Genomic DNA, 17,757 nt, shown 5'->3' with positions numbered 1-17,757 from the left:
CGTTTGTTATGTGTTATATGCTATTATTTATAGAAATCCCCGTATACGATAAATGTTCTATCATAAAGGTAAATCACATGAGCACAAAATTTTCGGTGGCAAATCTACCCACACCGTTACACAAACTAAATCATTTGAGCGAAAAGCTAGACGCCAATATATGGATAAAGCGCGATGACCTTACCGGGCTCGCCTTTGGCGGTAACAAAACGCGTAAGTTAGAATATTTAATTGCCGATGCCAAGAAACACAATGCACAACATATTATAACAGCTGGTATGTCACAATCCAACCATTGCCGTCAAACCGCTGCCGCTGCGCGTTTGGCTGGGATACAGTGCCACTTGGTACTGGGTCTTCCCCAGAGAGATAACGGAAATTTATTGCTCGACAATTTACTACAGGCCAAACTACATTGGTGTGAAAAAAGTGAGCGTGAGCAACAAATGCAAATGTTGGCACAAAGCCTCCCAAACGCATATGTGATTCCTTACGGTGGTTCGAATGGCATTGGTGCTTACGGATACGTCACTGCCATGCAAGAACTTCAACAGCAAACCGATATGGTATTCGACAACATCGTATTTGCGACGAGTAGTGGTGGGACACAAGCGGGTATGGTTTGTGGAGCAAAGCTTTGTGGTATGTCCAGTAAGGTCCTCGGAATCAGTGTCGATTGCACTCCAGAGCAGCAATTTGAAAAAGCCATGTACGATATTGCGCAAGAAAGTTGTCAACAAATACAAGAAGATATTGCGCTATCTATAGATGACTTCCATGTAAATTATGATTATCTCGGAGCAGGATACGCAGTTCTTTCATCAGCAGAAAAAGAAGCGATCACCCTGCTTGCCGAAAGTGAAGCAATTTTCCTAGACCCTGTATACACCGCAAAGGCCTTTGCGGGATTTATTGATTTGGTCCAACGTAAAAAACTATCGGGAAACCTACTTTTTTGGCATACCGGGGGCACTCCTGCACTATTTGCTTATGAAAAAGAGTTACAAAGTGAATAATGGCTACAAAAAAAATAACAGACTATCACAAAAAGACCAAGATCATAACTCCAACAAATACAATTTGTTAAGAACAAAAAGTGCACATAGTGAGAAAAAAATTGCACATTTTTTCTAAAAAGATGTTGCAAACGCAAAAAGATGTGGTATAAATATCTCCACAATCCTCGATAGCTCAGTTGGTAGAGCGCGCGGCTGTTAACCGCTAGGTCGTAGGTTCGAGTCCTACTCGGGGAGTTTGCGCTCTAATCCTTACAATATAAGGCTTAGAGCTTTTTTTTTGCGAATGGGACTCTAACTTTACAAAAGCATAATTGCTCCCCTTTTTCCTTCCAATTTCACTTTTTTTACAATTATTTTTAAAAAATTTTGTGCTTTCTTCTCCATATCCAATAGATCCTTAACAAAAATTTCTACATCACTACACTCTTGAACAAAATCATTAGATTTAGATATAACAACCCGTATAATACGTAACAATAATTTATGCATCTCGTTATATGAGCTAATCTTACGACTCCAAAATTTCTGCGTAGTTTTCCTCAGTTCTCGTTCATTAAACACTTTTATCATTACATCCTCTAAAAGAACGCTAAGTAAGTTTTCTCTGTCAAGGAATAACAAAATTTCGCAAAAAATTTTGTTTTCTATTTCTTTGGCGGAGATATTGCGTCGATACGGACAACCAATCTTATGCATGCACCCCGAGTGTCGATAATAATAGTACGTTTTTCCTTTACTTCCTGTTCCTGATCCACTTTCCAAGTAAGTTTCGCAATGTTGACAATAGATTAACCCACCGAGTAAATACTTATAGCTATCTTTCTTCTGCTTGTTTACTTTTGCACGAATGATAACTTGTACAGTATTCCATACATTGGAATCAATAATTGCTTCCCATGAAGCAGAAACTAAAATACCTTTCACATTTTTTTTACCAATGTATGCTGGATTTTTCAAAATGCTAAGAACCTTACTCTTACTCCACTTTTTTCCAGGATGGAAAACACCATAACTCGAAATGTACTCACGCGTATGATATCCGTTATCGTTTAACCAACAAGCAATATGGCAATAAGATTTCTTTTCGATATACATATCAAAGATCATCGCAACCAATTCAGCTTCTTCTTTATCTACATACAATTTCCCTTTTCCTTCTATTCCTGAACGATAACCAAAAATTTTTCCTCCTGTAAACATGCCTTTTAGTGATTTGTGGTCAAAACTACGTGTTACTCGTTTAGAGATTTGTTCTATTTCAACTTGAGCAAACAAACTTTGTAAACTCATCATTAATTTCTCTTGTTCATTTTCACTAGACACATTTCCATCTAGGGATTTAAAAATAGTATTGTATTTTTGGCATAGACTTAGAAAGTTTTGAAAGTCAACAACATTACGGCTTATACGTGAAACTTCTGTACTTACTATCGTATGAATCTTTCCTTCCCTAATATCACGCAGTAAATTTTGAAATTCCTTCCGAACAGTATTCTTTCCAGAAACACCATCATCCTCATATACTAGGTACTGACAAAGTCGACCATTATCATTTTTGATGTAGTCGGCAAGCAATTCCCTTTGCGTTTGAATAGAGCAATCTTTTTTGCAGCTTATTCTGGCATAGATAGCATAATATCTTTTATTTTTACCCATTCTTCACTTTCTGTAAATTCAAGAAACAACTCGTATGCCCACTGCTTAACAAAATCGTCTTTACATTCTTCCCATAATGTAGAAACTTCAACAACAAACTCAATATCATCTATACTTACTTTTTCATTCTTCATCGCTGCTCTCCTAAAAAGACAAAAAGAACAAACACACTTTTATGCGAAAAACAAATAATATATCTATATATTACATAATAAATATTCGAATTACAAATAAAAAATCTATTTTTTACATATTTTTTTTACTTCAATAGCACTTTTCCATATAATTAGGCTTAGACAACATAATAGAAAGGTTTGTATGGTAGATAAAAAAGCAATACTGGGAGAAAAAATTCGCAGTCTTAGGGTTCAGCAAGGTATGAATCAAAAGCAACTTGCAGATGTATTTCAACGTCACCAAAGTTTTATCAGTGAAATAGAAAAAGGGAAAAGATCTGTTACATACGAGGACCTAATCACTTTAAGCGAATATTTCAATGTAAACTTAGAATTCTTTGATTATCGTAATAACACAACTTCTCAAAATTTACATAAAAAGACAAACAAAGAAAAATCAGAACTTGCCTTACTCAAAGAACGCGTAGACAATCTAGAAAAGCGCTTCGACGATTTTTCATCACAGTAAATTTGGATTATAAGACATAGCTCGACAAGTTGGCATTGGCATTGCCATTCAATACAACCGTTATGGAATGGTGAAATTTCGGAAAGGATCGCTTGATGAAAAACTTATATATCGCGTTACTAATGTTCCTATTTGTCTATAACTGCCCCGCACAGCAAAATACACAACCCCAAATTTCAGATAGCGGCAAGATAAAAATGAACCGATTATTCGAAGCCGCGATAGAAAAAAATAAAGTTCCGGGTTTGGTGGCTGTTGTTGCGAATAAGAGCGAAATATTGTATTATCAAGGATTTGGTAAACTAGATGTGACAAATAACATTTCGATGCCTAAAGATGCGATATTTAAAACAGGATCGATGACCAAACCAATTACCGCAGTAGGTATCATGATACTTTATGAAGAAGGGCTGTTGAGTCTTGACGATCCGGCTTCTAAGTACATTCCTTTCTTAAAAAACCTAAAGGTAATTCGCAACTTTAAAAAAGAAGATCGCACATACGAGAGTAGCCCTGCCAAAAATGAAATTACCATTCGACATTTGCTAAACAACACTTCGGGATTTGGCTACACTTTCTCGAATCATACATTAAAACTTCTACAAGATAAAACTGGTAAAGATGCACGCGATTTACCTCTAGTTCACGAGCCAGGTAATAAGTGGACTTACGGAGTCAGTAGCCGCATTCTCGGAGATATAATACAAAAGATAACAGGTAGTTCTCTATCTAGTTTTTTTCAAACAAAAATCTTTATGCCTTTGGGAATGACAGATACGTTCTATAGTATTCCCCAGCAAAAATATCATCGTTTTGTTACGATGCATTTAACACAAGATGGTAAACGCATAGAACTGCCAAAGCCTAAAGTTGAAGCTCAGGAAGTTACCATTTTGGGAGATTATGGTTTGCGTTCTACGGCAAAGGATTATATTCGTTTTTTACAAATGTTACTCAACAAGGGAAGTTTGAATGGAAAACAAATCTTAAAAAAATCCTCAGTAGAACTCATGATACAAAATCAAATTGGTTCTCTTGTCGTAGAAGAACATCCTGGTGCAAAACCAATGCTATCCAATGCTTTTCCTCGGGGAGCGGGCGTCGATAAATTTGGTTTAGGATTTCAAATTAAGGTGGCAAGTAAAGATAGTGACCTGCGTTCGCCGGGAAGTTATAGTTGGTCAGGTTTGTTCAATACCCACTTTTGGGTAGATCCTAAAGAAGAAATTGTCGCTGTCATTTTTATGCAAGTGTTACCGTTTTATGACACAAACTGTATGGAAATATACCAAGATTACGAAGAGTTGATATATCAAAATATTCGCTAATATAAACCCAGACATAATCTTAGTTACATAGATAAAAACGAATGGCTCTTTTCGGATTTTTTGCTGCCGATTTATATTTCTTTAGTATCTTTTCGACTATTTCGTCTGCATTTATTGGCTTCGGACTAGTTTTTTTGATTCATAAAATACTGACAAGAAAAATTTGTCATGGTACTTCTCCTCACCGCGCGCAACAGAAAACGGCTATCGTTAATATGGAGAAAATGCTTTTCTGTCAAAATATTTATAATCGGACTGTAATCAGAGAGAACTACTTTATTAGAATAAATACTCCAGCATTTGTCTGCCTGCACTTTTGAAATAAGATTATATTCGATGGCGATATTAAGTACTTTTTTTTGTTCCTCTTTGAATAAAATGTCGTGTAGTTTAGTGTAAATTACTTTGCGTTTTTTTTCATCTTGCCCAACATAGTCTAATATTGTGAAACGGAATTGTTTTCCACTCTCCTTGATAACATTTGGAGAAATCTTCCGTAGGATTTGTTCAAATTGTTCATTGATAAAATGATTCACTGTTTTTTTGAGTATGCTCATTTGGGGTAATGATATAAATTCGTTTTCCAAAATGATGTCTTCTAGCAAGGTCGATATTCCTATTAAAAACAGTCGCTCTTGCTGCTGTAAACACAGCTCTATTTGCTCCATTTCTATAATGCGATTGTGTAAAGCAACTTTTGCGAGCAGTGTTTCTCTATATTCTGGCACATAACACTTTTTGTATTTCGCAGCGACGCCACTACTTGTCTTTATATTGATACAGTTTTCTAATTCTGTACAAACTTCTTTAAAAGAGCGATATCTTTTACTACGTTTTTTTTCCATCATTTTTGCCACTAAAGCACACGTTCGATCTGAAATTAGAGGATTCCACTCTTTAATACTTATAGCTTCTGTATCTTGAACATTTGCCATAATTTCGATAAAATCCTTCCCTTGGAAAGGGGGTTGTCCCGTTAACATGTGATACAAAGTAGAGCCTAAACTAAAAATGTCTGTTTGCTCGTCTAGTTCTTCACCTCTTGTTTGTTCAGGTGACATGTATTGTGGTGTTCCTAAAACGGTTCCTGTAATTGTATGTTTATTGGTATCTTCAAACGATTTTGCTAATCCTAAATCACATAGTTTCGCCGTTCCATCTTTTGTCAGTAAAATATTATCTGGCTTGATATCGCGATGGATAATTTTGAAAGAGGCAGCGTATTTTAACGCTTTAGCTATTTGCAAAGCAATTCTCAAGGCTTTATTTTCATTGTAGTACGACAATGAAAGAAGTTCTTTTCGTACACTACATCCATTCACATACTCCATGACATAATACAAACGTCCTTGATATTCTCCTGCAGTATAGCCACTAACAATATTGATATGTTCAAGTTGAATTGTTTGGTAAATTTCTCTTTGAAATCGAGCAATTGCTCGACTATTTTGCAGTAAATCATGCGCAATAATTTTGATCACAACTTTTTCTTGCGTTTGATAATGGCAGCCGAGAAAAACGTCTCCCATTCTACTAGAATCCATTTTTTCTAAAATCTTATAGTCCCCTAATCTCATTTTATCTCCTCCAATGCTCCCGTTTTTTGTATTCAAACTTATCCACTCTGAACCTATCATACGTTGGAAAAATCTTCATTTTTGTAATACTCCGAACGCCTCTATAAATTTAATTACTAAAAACGTAGAATTCCTGAGAGATAAAAAAAATTTTATGAAATTTTTTTAGGTTTTTACCCAAGTAAACATCAATTTTACTCAGATAAAAAATGTTCGAACATCCATATCTGTATTTTGGTATACTTGTCAAGGTCGCATATAATGACCATTTAAAAGTTGTCGAAATGCTTCTTGGAGCAGGGCTAATCCTGCGATTCAAAATAAAGACGGTTATACAGCTTTGATGTCTGCGAAAAGGGAAGGTTACTCTGGAATAGAGAATCTTTTGCGAAATGGCTAAGACATATTCTAAAAAAATAAAAAAACTTCTACGAGAGTGAAACGAAAAAGCATAAACTAGAGAATGTAATTTTCGATTTCTATAACGAAGAAAGGTATACCAAAATGCAAAATGCCGACGACATTCGCGAATTTTTAATGAAAACGGTCGTAAAAAATAATCGCGCAGGTATCACGAAAATCTTACGTAGAGTGGAACAAAAATTCAACATAACAGACGATGAAGAAGTAAAGATGTTTGTACGCGAGGTGGTAAGAGAAATTCGCCTAAACAATGCAAAAAAACGTGGGCGTTTTATCGGGTTTTGCACCATAGCAGTGGGAGTACTTTTTATCGTATTTATGTCCTTCCCGCTTTTCACTTCCGGTGAATTTGATCTACTTGCATATGCGATCCCTGTAGCACTGGGTATGATTCCAATCAGTCTAGGTACTGTTATCGTCATCCTAGGTAGAGTACCAGGCGTAATAGATGACTTGACAAAAGATTTACATGAAGGGATCATATAAACCCTGTTGATACAACACGAATTTTATTTACCTGCTTTTTTCTCAGGAAAATAATCGAGGACAATTATTCACGACTATTTTATGACAAACATGGTATGGATGTGTAGCAATGATAGAAATTTGATATATCAAAATCGTTGTTAATGAGACCTAAGAACATCCGCTATATTGTGTCTTTGTAACTGGCAATATCAGGCAAATTTTCTTCCCACCATGACTGAGCATCTTGTGCCGACCACGAATATTTTTTCTGTATTTTGTCTAATTCCTGCCACATTTCACGAGCAGAGGGGCGTCGCTTTGTTTGCTTCTGCAAACAGTTCATGATAAGCGCGTCTAATTCATGCGGAATATCGAAAATAGAATATTCGCTGATAGGTACGGGGGCTGCGGTAATATGTTTCTCAATAATCGCCATTACATTGTCAGCAGCAAAGACATATCGGCCTGTTAATAACCAATAAGCCGTACATCCCAAAGAATACATATCCACTTTGTCGTCTATTTTTTCACCGGTCGCCATTTCTGGGGCCATAAAAAAAGGAGAGCCAACAATATGTTCTCCTGTTAAATTTATATTGCTGTGTAATCTCTTCACAATGCCGAAATCAATTATTTTTACAAAATCAAATTGTAAAGCAACTTTGCATAGAAAAATGTTTTGTGGTTTTATATCGCGATGCACAACTCCTTTTGCATGTGCTTCCATTAAGGACAAACAACATTGTGATAGAAGGTATGCGGTTCTTTCCGGAGGAATGGGCACAAAATCTGTAATCAAATCTTCAAAGTTAATGCCATTTAGCATTTCCATAACATAGAATATTGTATTTTCTTGGTAAATTCCATATTCATAAAGGGTAACGGTATGTGGCGATTCCAATTGCGATATAATTTCCGCCTCCAACTGAAAGCGTTTTAAATTAATGTCAAAATCTTCTTTTTTCCCACTCTGATTGATTAACTTTACCACGACAGGACGCGCCAACGCATGATGTTTTGCTCTCCACACTTCTCCCATACCACCTTCACCTATTTTTTCGAGGAGACGATATTGGTCTACACGGCGTCCAGGGGCCAATTGTTCGTCATTAACGATCAAGTCACTGGTTTCTACTGGAGTAAATGCAACACTCCTTTCAATAATATTTTTTAATTCTTCAATGTTTCCTGGCCACGAGTAACGATGTAGTTTACTTTGAGATGTTTCGCATAAACGCTTTATGTTCTTACCCTTTTGTCTGAAAAACATATCTACATAATATTCAAGTAAAGCTGGTATATCGTCACGTCTCTCCATTAAAGTCGGAACATGTAAAACTTGTTTTGATAACAATTCATTTAGATCTGGGTGTAAATTGGTTTGAATTTTTGCTCCGCAGTAACATACAACACGAATTTGCGGAGAAAATTTTGTGAGAATATCCAACAACTCTAACTGTTCTGGAGGAGGTAAATGATAAATGTTTTCTAAAAAAAGAGTTCCATCTATGGCCAATAAAACCTTTTGTGCGAATTCATGAAACTCTTCTCTCTCTTCGTGATAGATGTGGTCAAAAATGCTACAGTTCACATGAATAAATGCTCCCGTAGGCTTAGACAGCTTATGAATAGCTCGTGCAATGGCTTCTTCACCGCAGCCTGGTTCTCCGAGGAGAAGAACATGGTGAGATTCTTGGGCAAATTTGTTGATTGCCTCGCGAACCGTTTTAATCGCGTTACTATTACCTAATAATTCGCCGTCTGTTTTATAGCAAGCGTCTCTAAATAACGTTTTCGTGATATCTAATTCTTTGGTTAATAACTCTTTTTGCCTTTCAATCGTTTGGTGTTGAAAGAAAATGGTTAGGTGTGCATGAACGCGCGACAACAATTCTTCGCTATTAAATGGCTTGGTAACATAATCGACAGCTCCTAACTCGAAGCCTTTGACCACCTCTTCTTTTTCGGTTTTCGCTGTTAAAAAGATAATGGGGATGTCTTTTTTTTCGGGCATTTCTTTAATGGCTTTGCAAGTATCAAAACCATTTAATTCTGGCATCATAACATCCAGAAGTATTAGATGAAAATAGTTCTTCTTTACCAATTCAAGAGCATTTTTACCACTTTGCGCAAAGCTCACTTTGTACTTTTGATTACGTAAAATTGTACCTAGTAATTGAATATTTTTGGCGACGTCGTCTACAATCAGTATATGAGCGTTCCCTGGTACCATGAAAATCTCCTAATTGTTTTGTAACAAAATGAATTTGCGTTTAAAATTTTGGTAATCGTGATATATTTTATATGATACTGCTCGTTATATTTTTATATTGGGTCGTAATTATAAACAAAATTTTGTATTTTTTATATTTTTTTCCACACTATATTAACAAAGTGTTGAAAATAGGTATATCCGTATCAAAGAGTTGTTGTATGAAAAAAAAATTTGACATTCTCATTGTTGATGACAAACCAGAGAATTTGAAGTTATTGAGTAAAATTCTTTCGCAAAAAAATTACCTTGTACGTCCTGTTCTGAACCCCAAACAAGCCTTAGAAATAATACAGCGCTCACGACCAGATCTCATTCTCCTAGATATCAATATGCCGGAAATGGATGGTTACGAGGTATGCCAATATATAAAATCTCAAGAACTGACAAAAGACATACCTGTTATTTTCATTAGCGCACTACATGATCGCGAAGATAAAATAAAAGCGTTTAGCGTTGGTGGCATTGATTATATTCCCAAACCATTTTACGAAGAAGAAATCTTAGCGCGTATAGAGGTTCACTTAAATTTGTATGAGGTGCGTAAAGATTTAGAACTACAAAACCAAGAGTTACAGAAGAAAACAAAAGAGCTAGACGAATCTAAAAAGCAAGCGGAGCAAGCCAATCGCACCAAAAGTCAATTTTTGGTAAATATGAGTCATGAAATTCGTACACCATTGAATGCTATTTTAGGGTTTACAGAAATATTGGATAGCATCATAAACGATAGCCAACAAAAAGAATACCTGATGTCGATAAAAAATAGCGGAAAATCGTTACTGAGTTTAATCAACGATATTCTCGATCTTTCCAAAGTAGAGGCAGGCAAAATAGAATTTGAATATCGTAGTAGCGATGTAGCTTCTATTTTTAAAGAGATGCAAACTATTTTTGGTCATAAAATTCGCGAAAAAAACTTACTTTTTTCCATTTCCATTTCCGAAAATCTTCCGCAAATTCTAGAGGTTGATGAACGTAGATTGCGGCAAGTTCTTATTAATTTAATTGGCAATGCAATTAAATTTACCGCAACAGGCTATATAAAGTTATTGGTGGATTATCATGTGACACAATCTCAAACAGGAGATCTTATTTTTCAGGTACAAGACAGTGGAATAGGAATTGCCGCTGATCAAATAGACAGTATTTTTAATGTTTTCGAACAGCAAAAGGGTCAAAATTATGACAAATATGGTGGAACTGGTCTGGGGCTGGCAATTACAAAACGTTTAGTGGAAAATATGAATGGCAGTATTGCGGTAGAAAGTACACTGGGAGAAGGAGCTTGCTTTTGTGTTACCTTAAAAGATGTCATAGTCGGTAGCGAACTTCCAACAAACACAAGGCAAATACATCAACTTTTGTTTGATAAGGCCACTATTTTAGTTGTGGATGACATAGATGATAATCGCAAATTAATCAAAGCATTTTTGAAGTCATATGATTTTAACATTGTAGAAGCCCGTGATGGTGAACAAGGATTTGCCATGGCGAAGCAACATCATCCAGATATCATTCTAATGGATAAAAGAATGCCAATCTTAGATGGGGAACAGTCTACGAAAATGATAAAAGAAGAGTTGAGTACGCAAAATATTCCGATTATTGCTTTAACTGCCTCGGCGATGAAAAATGAAGAAGAGAAGTTTAAAGCCCTTTGTGATGACTTTTTAACTAAACCTATTTCTAAAAAATCTTTAGTGCAAATGCTGGCAAAGTTTTTGTCACATGATTTACGAGAATTAGATAATGAACAAGAAAAGAAACAAAAAAATAGCTGGGAAGAACAATCTCCGACCTCTGCGATTAGTCAAACACTACGCGACGCTTTAAATATTCAGCAACAACAATGGCAAAAATTACGCGATTCTCTAGACATAGATGAGATCCAAAATTTTGGACAACATATAAAACAACTAGGTGTTGATCATCAAAATACTCTTTTATTGTCGTGGGGAAAAACTTTAGAAGAACAAGCGAAATTGTTTGATATTGAAAAATTGATGACAACTTTGAATGAATTTCCACAACTAATTACGACATTAGGGACCTCCTTAGACTGAGGAAAAGTGACCATGAGCACACAAATTTTCGACTTTATCGTGGTGTAACAACAGCAAATATTGACTTTTTGGCTTCTACTATTGTAAAAATAAAACAAATAAATTCTTCAACTGCCGATCGCCTAACCGAGATCATTGAAAATTTTGAGTATCAAAAAATTGAAAATCTGCTAGAACGCATCATCAATGTGAAAGAATAACGTAGGTAAATATGAAAAAAACAAAAATACTTTTTGAAAGTTCCAACTCTTTAATATATTTAGAAGAAAGAGACAAGACGCCTGTTATTATTAAAGTGATGAAGGAGGAATATCCGTCCTTACAGCAGTTAGTATTGTTTAACAATGAGTATACATACACAAAAGATTTACCTGTCGTCGGAGTGCGAAAGGCCTACAGTAAAACTAAAGTCGACAACAAAAATGCGCTCATTCTAGAATATATAGAAGGTCAAACATTAAAACAATGTCTACAACAACAAAGATATGACATTCAAGACGCTGTTGCGATCGCCATTGAAATTGTGCAAATATTGGGCGAAATTCACCAACACAACATCATTCACAAAGATATAAATCCGGCCAATATTATCATAGATCGCCAAAACAACATAAAAATTATTGATTTTGGAATCTCTTCGAAAATTGATCTCAAGGTAGCACATCTTGACCATCCAAACACACTAGCAGGAACACTAGCGTATATTTCTCCAGAGCAAACAGGTCGCATGAATCGTATCATAGATTATCGCTCGGATCTTTATTCTTTAGGAGTTACACTATACGAGTTGTTCACAGGACAATTACCGTTTTTAGAAGAAGATCCCATGAGTTGGGTACATGCACATATTGCCAAAACTCCTTTAGAACCTCACAAAATCAATCGTGATATTCCTCCTATTCTTTCACAAATCGTGATGAAGCTAATGTTAAAAAGTGCAGATGATCGCTACCAGTCTGCGTTTGGTCTAAAAAAAGACTTACAAAATGTATTCAACGGTAAAAAATCATTTTCTCTGGGAGAAAATGATTTTTCACAAAAGCTACAAATCCCCCAAAAATTGTATGGCCGTGACCAGGAAAAAACGACTCTGCTTAGTGCCTTTGGCCGCGTATGCAAAGGTGGATTAGAGCTGATTCTCATCTCTGGATATTCGGGAGTTGGTAAAACAGCTCTCGTACATGAAATACACAAACCCATTACCGAAAATCGCGGTTTTTTCATTTCTGGCAAATTTGACCAATTTCAGCGAAATGTCCCATGCTATGCGATTATTCAAGCCTTTCAAAGATATGTAGAGCTATTGTTAACAGAAAATGAAGAAAGCTTGGTGGTGTGGAAAAAAAAGATTCAAGGTGCTTTAGGTAATGAAGGTAAGGTTCTTACCGATGTCATACCTAATCTAAAGTTAATAGTCGGCGAACAGCCGCAAGTACCAGAGCTAGGTGGTCAAGAAGCACGTAATCGTTTTAATTATGTTTTTCGCAATTTTGTAAAATCAATCTCGCAAAAAGATCATCCACTAGTACTCTTTATTGATGACCTACAGTGGGCGGACTCTGGTTCTTTAGATTTGATAAAAATACTTCTTACGCATGATGAAAATCAATATTTCTTGTGCATCTGCGCCTATCGCGACAACGAAGTGGATGCTTCCCATCCATTTGTAAAACTTGTGAACGAAGTTCAAGAAGAAAAAACAATCGTCAACGAGGTCCATGTCAAAAATCTTACGATCAAACATATCCAGCAACTCATTAGCGAAACGCTACTTGCCAACCGAGAAAAAATCTACCATTTAGCTGATCTTGTTTATGAAAAAACGCAAGGAAATGCTTTTTTCCTGCGTCAATTTTTAAAGTCTTTATTTACAGAACACCACCTATTTTTCGATTTTTCCATAAACAAGTGGTCATGGGATATACAAAGCATAAAAAGTCGAGACATTACCGATAATGTGGTCGTGCTAATGGCAGAAAAAATTAGCCGACTACCAAACACAACCATTGACATTTTGAAATTGGCAGCATGCATTGGTAATCAGTTTGAGCTATCTGCTCTTGCAACAATCGCGGAATGTTCGCTAGTGGACACAGCTTTGGCTTTACAAATAGCCTTAGAGGCAGGACTGGTCACTCCTTTACACAGTATGTACCAATTAAACGCACTTATTACCGAAGGAATCACCGACGACGAAGAAAAATATAAATTTATCCACGATAGAGTGCAGCAAGCTTCTTATGCTCTGATTGCCGAAGAGGATAAAGCGCCACTGCATGTAAAAATTGGTAACTTGCTATTAAACAACATAGATAAAAAAGATAGAAATGAGCATATTTTTGACATTGTCAATCAGCTAAATAAAGGACGACATATCATAGTGAATCCACAGCAACGGGAACAACTTGCTGAACTCAATCTTTTCGCTGGACGTAAAGCAAAATCTTCCGCAGCATATATACCTGCTTACTCCTACCTTCTTACAGGTACGGAACTCCTCTCTGAAAATCATTGGCAAACGCAATATAAATTAGCCCTTGCTCTGTATACGGAAGCCGCTGAGACCGCCTATATGGGTGGTATGTTTTCCCAGATGGAAACAGCAGTAAAAACTATATTTTCCAAAGTCGAAAACCTACTTGACAAAGTAAAAGCGTATGAAATCTTGATTCTTTCTTTCAAAGCGCGTAATCGTTTACTAGAAGCTATCGACACTGGACTAAAAATATTGGAAGATTTAGGCGTTACTTTTCCAGACCCTACTCCTGAAAATACAGAAAAAGAACTTTTAGCTACCATGAAATTACTGGAAGGAAAAAATGTAGAGGATCTTTTTGCACTTCCGGAGATGGAAAATCCATTCATGAGAGCAGCGCTTACTATTTTAGCAGACATTAACTCAAGTATCTACTGGGCCAAAGCAGAACTATTTCCTTTTGCAGTATTTAAACTAGTGAAAATCTCTGTAAAATACGGTAACACACCAGTTTCAGCTTTCGGATATTCAACCTATGGCGTTATTTTATCTGGAGTCGTGGGAGATATGCCAAAGGCATACGACTTTGGTGTTTTGGGGTTAAAACTAATCGAAAAATTCAATGCCAAGGGATGGTATGCACAACTGTATACACCACATTACGCGCTAATTGTTCCGTGGAATAAACATATACAACACACGATGCAACCATTAGTGGATTCTTTTCATATCGGTATGGAGACGGGGGCTATTGAGTACGCCATTATCAATATAAATCTATACTGTATCCATGGCTACTTGATGGGAATGAAACTAGAACCTTTACAACAACAGATAAATACATACTCAAAAATTATGCTGTCGTACAAACAAGAAACAAATCATAACTTCAACCAAATATATCATCAGGCAGTACTCAATTTGCTTGGTGAGTGCGAAAACCCATGCCTTCTTCGAGGTGGTGCTTACGATGAAGAAAAGATGCTACCTAAACATCTACAGGCCAACGATCATACCGCTTCGTTTTTTGTTTTTTTCAATAAATTGATATTGAACTACTTATTTGGTAATTACCGTGAAGCCGAAAAAAATCGTCAGGAGGCGGAAGCTCGTTTAACTGCGATTCTTGCTAAATTAGAAAACGCCACTTACCGCCTATATGATTCTCTAATTGCCCTAGCTTTATGCTCTGAAAACAGCGCTCAGAAAACGGAATATATTCAACGCGTAGAGATAAATCAAAATATGCTCAAAACCTGGGCAAATAATGCACCAATGAACTTTCAACACAAATATTGTTTGGTCGAAGCGGAAAAAAACCGTGTTTTGGGAGAACACAAACTAGCGATCAACTTTTATAAACAAGCGATCTCTCTAGCCACAGAACATAATTTTTACAACGAAGCCGCTCTTTCTTATGAACTCGCAGGAAAGTTTTTCCTCGACCAAAATTTAAAACAACAAGCCATTGAACATCTTCAAAGAGCATATCAAGGCTATCGTCTGTGGGGAGCAACAGCGAAAATGAAAGATGTTGCAAAGCACTTCCCTTTCGTGGAAAGTACGAGCAATAAATCTAGCTCTGTTACAACGACAGGAATTGCAGAATCTCTGGATATGGTCTCGCTGTTAAAGGCTTCAGCATCATTGTCTTCTATTGTTGTTTTTGATCAATTAGTAGAAACAATGCTAAAAATTGTCATCGAAAATGTGGGGGCAACTTTTGGTTTATTCATTTTAAAACGAGAAGAACAATTGTATGTTGTTGCCGAGGGAACCCCCGAAACTATTGCCATGGTAAAAGATAAATCGTTACAAGATATCAAAGACACATCAAATTTCCCCATACCTTTTATTCTTTTCGTTTCGCGAACGGAAAAAACTGAAGTAATCAACGACGTAACAACCGACGCTCGATTTGCTAGCGATAGTTATTTTCAAAAAAAAGATATTCATTCTGCTCTATGCTACCCCATCCTTCATCAAGGAAAACTTTTAGGTTTGATATATTTGGAGCACAATCTTGTACAAGCCTTCTCAGCAGCAAGAATGGAAGTCATTAGTCTTTTATCCGGACAAATAGCCATTTCTATCGTCAACGCAGAGTTGTACAAAACTCTTGAAGAAAAAGTTGCAGAACGTACACGAGAAATGGAAATAGCGAAAGAAAAGGCAGAAATCGCGAATAAAGCGAAAAGTACATTTTTGGCAAACATGAGTCACGAATTACGTACACCCCTAAATGCCATTATCGGTTTCACACAAATTATGAAGAGAGAAAAAGATCTATCCATGCAACAACATGAAAACGTAACGATTATCCAACGTAGCGGGGAACATCTATTAACTCTCATCAATCAAGTGCTTAGTTTATCCAAAATAGAAGCTGGCTACATCGAACTACATGAAAGCAGTTTTGATTTTCACCACCTACTTCGCGACTTAGAAAATATATTCTGGCTAAAAGCACAAGACAAAAACCTACATTTGGATTTTCATTATAGAGGAGTACCGCAATACATACATGCTGACCGCGTAAAAATCAATCAAATTTTAATCAATCTAATTGGCAACGCTTTAAAATTTACCGAAAAAGGTAAAGTAGATGTGCGCGTTTCTGTAAAGGGGATCGATTCGGGAACATATGATATCCATTTTGAAGTAGAGGATAGCGGGCTAGGAATAAAAGAAGCAGAAATAAACAAACTATTTAGAGCCTTTTTACAAACAGAAACCGGGCAAAAATCGCAAGAAGGTACAGGTTTGGGGCTGGTAATTAGCCGTAAATTTATCCATTTAATGGGAGGAGACATCCAGGTTGCGAGTAAAGTAAACCAGGGAACAACATTTTCTTTTCATATATACGTCAAGGAAAGTTGTGCGAAAAATGTTCAACAACTCTCGGAAAGAAAAGTAGTTGCTCTGCAAGAAAATCAACCTGAGTATCGCATTTTAATTGTAGATGACGACTATATAAGCCGACAACTGCTCGTCAAGTTATTGGCTCCTCTTGGTTTTTGCGTTGAGCAGGCGGAAAATGGGAAAAAAGCAGCCGAGATCTGCCAAAAGCTCTCCCCTCACCTAATTTGGATGGATATTCGCATGCCGATTATGGACGGCTATGAAACCACAAAAATAATAAAAAAAATCGACCAAAATATAAAAATTATTGCGCTGACAGCGAATGCACTTAATGAGGAAAAACAAAAAGTCTTCGCATCTGGATGCGATGATTTTTTACGTAAGCCTTTTACCGAAAATGAAATTTTTAATTTGATGCACAAACATATAAACGTCAAGTATCAATACGAAAAACAAGACAATAAAATAAATGTGAGAGATAATACAACGCGAAAATTGATACGCAAACAAATAAAAACTATTCCCAAAGATATAATAGCTAGGCTTCGTGAGAGCGCTCGCGATGCCGATGTTGCCACTCTCTTAGAAACCATAGAAGAAATTCGTCCCTTTGACACAATTATTGCGGAAACTTTTTGCCACTACGCAGACATATTTGCGTATAAAAAAATCCTAGAATTAACAGAGTAATTTTCTTAGGTACGGTTCCTAGTACTCTCATTAGAAATAATCGTTCTCGTGATTTAGACTACATCTGTTTAAAAGCACTCGCCAAAAAGAAAGTAAATCGTTATGCAAATGTCAATGAATTGGCGCAAGACCTCGACAAATTTATCCAAGGAAAATTGATTGTTGGTAAACAGTGGCGCGGGGCGCAAATCTATACCATCGCGATTGTAGGTAACTTTATGCAAAAATTACCTATAATGATTGCCCAAGGCAAAATTATTCTCTACTACTTATAG

11 protein-coding genes and 1 tRNA gene are annotated in these 17,757 nt (G+C 36.3%); 8 read left to right on the top strand and 4 right to left on the bottom strand.

The annotated features are described in order from the left end of the window. Window positions 1–77: 77 nt before the first annotated feature. Together UABAM_RS20895 and UABAM_RS20890 are read left to right on the top strand one after the other, a co-directional pair. The gene (locus tag UABAM_RS20895; RefSeq protein WP_151969941.1) at window positions 78–1,016 is read left to right on the top strand and encodes a D-cysteine desulfhydrase family protein; all 939 of its coding nucleotides are present in this window, start codon (window positions 78–80) and stop codon (window positions 1,014–1,016) included. A 164-nt stretch (window positions 1,017–1,180) separates the two neighbouring features. Further along, window positions 1,181–1,253, top strand: a tRNA-Asn gene (locus UABAM_RS20890). 63 nt (window positions 1,254–1,316) lie between these two features. On the opposite strand, the gene UABAM_RS20885 is transcribed toward UABAM_RS20890, so the two are convergent. Then, the gene (locus tag UABAM_RS20885; protein ID WP_151969940.1) at window positions 1,317–2,675 is read right to left on the bottom strand and encodes a recombinase family protein; all 1,359 of its coding nucleotides are present in this window, start codon (window positions 2,673–2,675) and stop codon (window positions 1,317–1,319) included. Continuing rightward, the gene (locus UABAM_RS33495; protein ID WP_173013466.1) at window positions 2,633–2,809 is read right to left on the bottom strand and encodes a hypothetical protein; all 177 of its coding nucleotides are present in this window, start codon (window positions 2,807–2,809) and stop codon (window positions 2,633–2,635) included. The genes UABAM_RS20885 and UABAM_RS33495 overlap by 43 nt, the downstream gene beginning before the upstream one ends. 184 nt (window positions 2,810–2,993) lie before the next feature. On the opposite strand from UABAM_RS33495, the gene UABAM_RS20880 reads away from it, so the two are divergent. After that, window positions 2,994–3,320 (top strand): helix-turn-helix domain-containing protein, encoded by a 327-nt coding sequence (locus tag UABAM_RS20880; protein WP_151969939.1) that lies wholly within the window; start codon window positions 2,994–2,996, stop codon window positions 3,318–3,320. A 95-nt stretch (window positions 3,321–3,415) separates the two neighbouring features. Continuing rightward, window positions 3,416–4,648, top strand: a complete 1,233-nt coding sequence (locus UABAM_RS20875) for a serine hydrolase domain-containing protein (RefSeq protein ID WP_151969938.1) — start codon at window positions 3,416–3,418, stop codon at window positions 4,646–4,648. 125 nt (window positions 4,649–4,773) lie between these two features. On the opposite strand, the gene UABAM_RS20870 is transcribed toward UABAM_RS20875, so the two are convergent. Next, the gene (locus tag UABAM_RS20870; RefSeq protein WP_173013465.1) at window positions 4,774–6,225 is read right to left on the bottom strand and encodes a serine/threonine protein kinase; all 1,452 of its coding nucleotides are present in this window, start codon (window positions 6,223–6,225) and stop codon (window positions 4,774–4,776) included. 504 nt (window positions 6,226–6,729) lie between these two features. Between UABAM_RS20870 and UABAM_RS20865 the strand changes: the two genes are divergently transcribed. Next, window positions 6,730–7,134: a hypothetical protein gene (locus UABAM_RS20865; RefSeq protein WP_151969936.1), complete on the top strand. Its 405-nt coding sequence runs from the start codon at window positions 6,730–6,732 to the stop codon at window positions 7,132–7,134. Between the two features lie 163 nt (window positions 7,135–7,297). Here UABAM_RS20865 and UABAM_RS20860 read toward each other — a convergent pair whose 3' ends face one another. Continuing rightward, window positions 7,298–9,349 carry a protein kinase domain-containing protein gene (locus UABAM_RS20860; protein ID WP_151969935.1) on the bottom strand — a complete coding sequence of 684 codons (2,052 nt, stop codon included), beginning with the start codon at window positions 9,347–9,349 and terminating at the stop codon, window positions 7,298–7,300. A gap of 200 nt (window positions 9,350–9,549) precedes the next feature. Between UABAM_RS20860 and UABAM_RS20855 the strand changes: the two genes are divergently transcribed. The 3 genes from UABAM_RS20855 to UABAM_RS33490 all read left to right on the top strand — a co-directional run bounded on the left by UABAM_RS20855 (window position 9,550) and on the right by UABAM_RS33490 (window position 17,757). Then, window positions 9,550–11,454 carry a response regulator gene (locus tag UABAM_RS20855; protein WP_173013464.1) on the top strand — a complete coding sequence of 635 codons (1,905 nt, stop codon included), beginning with the start codon at window positions 9,550–9,552 and terminating at the stop codon, window positions 11,452–11,454. Window positions 11,455–11,665: 211 nt separating this feature from the next. Further along, window positions 11,666–17,482 carry a hybrid sensor histidine kinase/response regulator gene (locus tag UABAM_RS20850; RefSeq protein ID WP_151969933.1) on the top strand — a complete coding sequence of 1,939 codons (5,817 nt, stop codon included), beginning with the start codon at window positions 11,666–11,668 and terminating at the stop codon, window positions 17,480–17,482. Window positions 17,483–17,601: 119 nt separating this feature from the next. After that, a complete protein-coding gene (locus UABAM_RS33490; RefSeq protein ID WP_173013463.1) occupies window positions 17,602–17,757 on the top strand; it encodes a hypothetical protein in 156 nt (51 codons plus the stop codon).

Source organism: Candidatus Uabimicrobium amorphum (assembly GCF_009002475.1).
GTDB classification, from domain to species: Bacteria; Planctomycetota; Uabimicrobiia; order Uabimicrobiales; family Uabimicrobiaceae; genus Uabimicrobium; species Uabimicrobium amorphum.
This window is presented reverse-complemented; position numbering and strand designations above follow the sequence as displayed.

Excerpts from the sequence above, each read along its gene's own strand:
- UABAM_RS33495 (WP_173013466.1), bottom strand. The coding sequence starts at position 2,809 with ATGAAGAATGAAAAAGTAAGTATAGATGATATTGAGTTTGTTGTTGAA.
- UABAM_RS20885 (WP_151969940.1), bottom strand. The coding sequence starts at position 2,675 with ATGGGTAAAAATAAAAGATATTATGCTATCTATGCCAGAATAAGCTGC.
- UABAM_RS20875 (WP_151969938.1), top strand. The coding sequence starts at position 3,416 with ATGAAAAACTTATATATCGCGTTACTAATGTTCCTATTTGTCTATAAC.
- UABAM_RS20880 (WP_151969939.1), top strand. The coding sequence starts at position 2,994 with ATGGTAGATAAAAAAGCAATACTGGGAGAAAAAATTCGCAGTCTTAGG.
- UABAM_RS20870 (WP_173013465.1), bottom strand. The coding sequence starts at position 6,225 with ATGAGATTAGGGGACTATAAGATTTTAGAAAAAATGGATTCTAGTAGA.
- UABAM_RS20865 (WP_151969936.1), top strand. The coding sequence starts at position 6,730 with ATGCAAAATGCCGACGACATTCGCGAATTTTTAATGAAAACGGTCGTA.
- UABAM_RS20850 (WP_151969933.1), top strand. The coding sequence starts at position 11,666 with ATGAAAAAAACAAAAATACTTTTTGAAAGTTCCAACTCTTTAATATAT.
- UABAM_RS20855 (WP_173013464.1), top strand. The coding sequence starts at position 9,550 with ATGAAAAAAAAATTTGACATTCTCATTGTTGATGACAAACCAGAGAAT.
- UABAM_RS20895 (WP_151969941.1), top strand. The coding sequence starts at position 78 with ATGAGCACAAAATTTTCGGTGGCAAATCTACCCACACCGTTACACAAA.
- UABAM_RS20860 (WP_151969935.1), bottom strand. The coding sequence starts at position 9,349 with ATGGTACCAGGGAACGCTCATATACTGATTGTAGACGACGTCGCCAAA.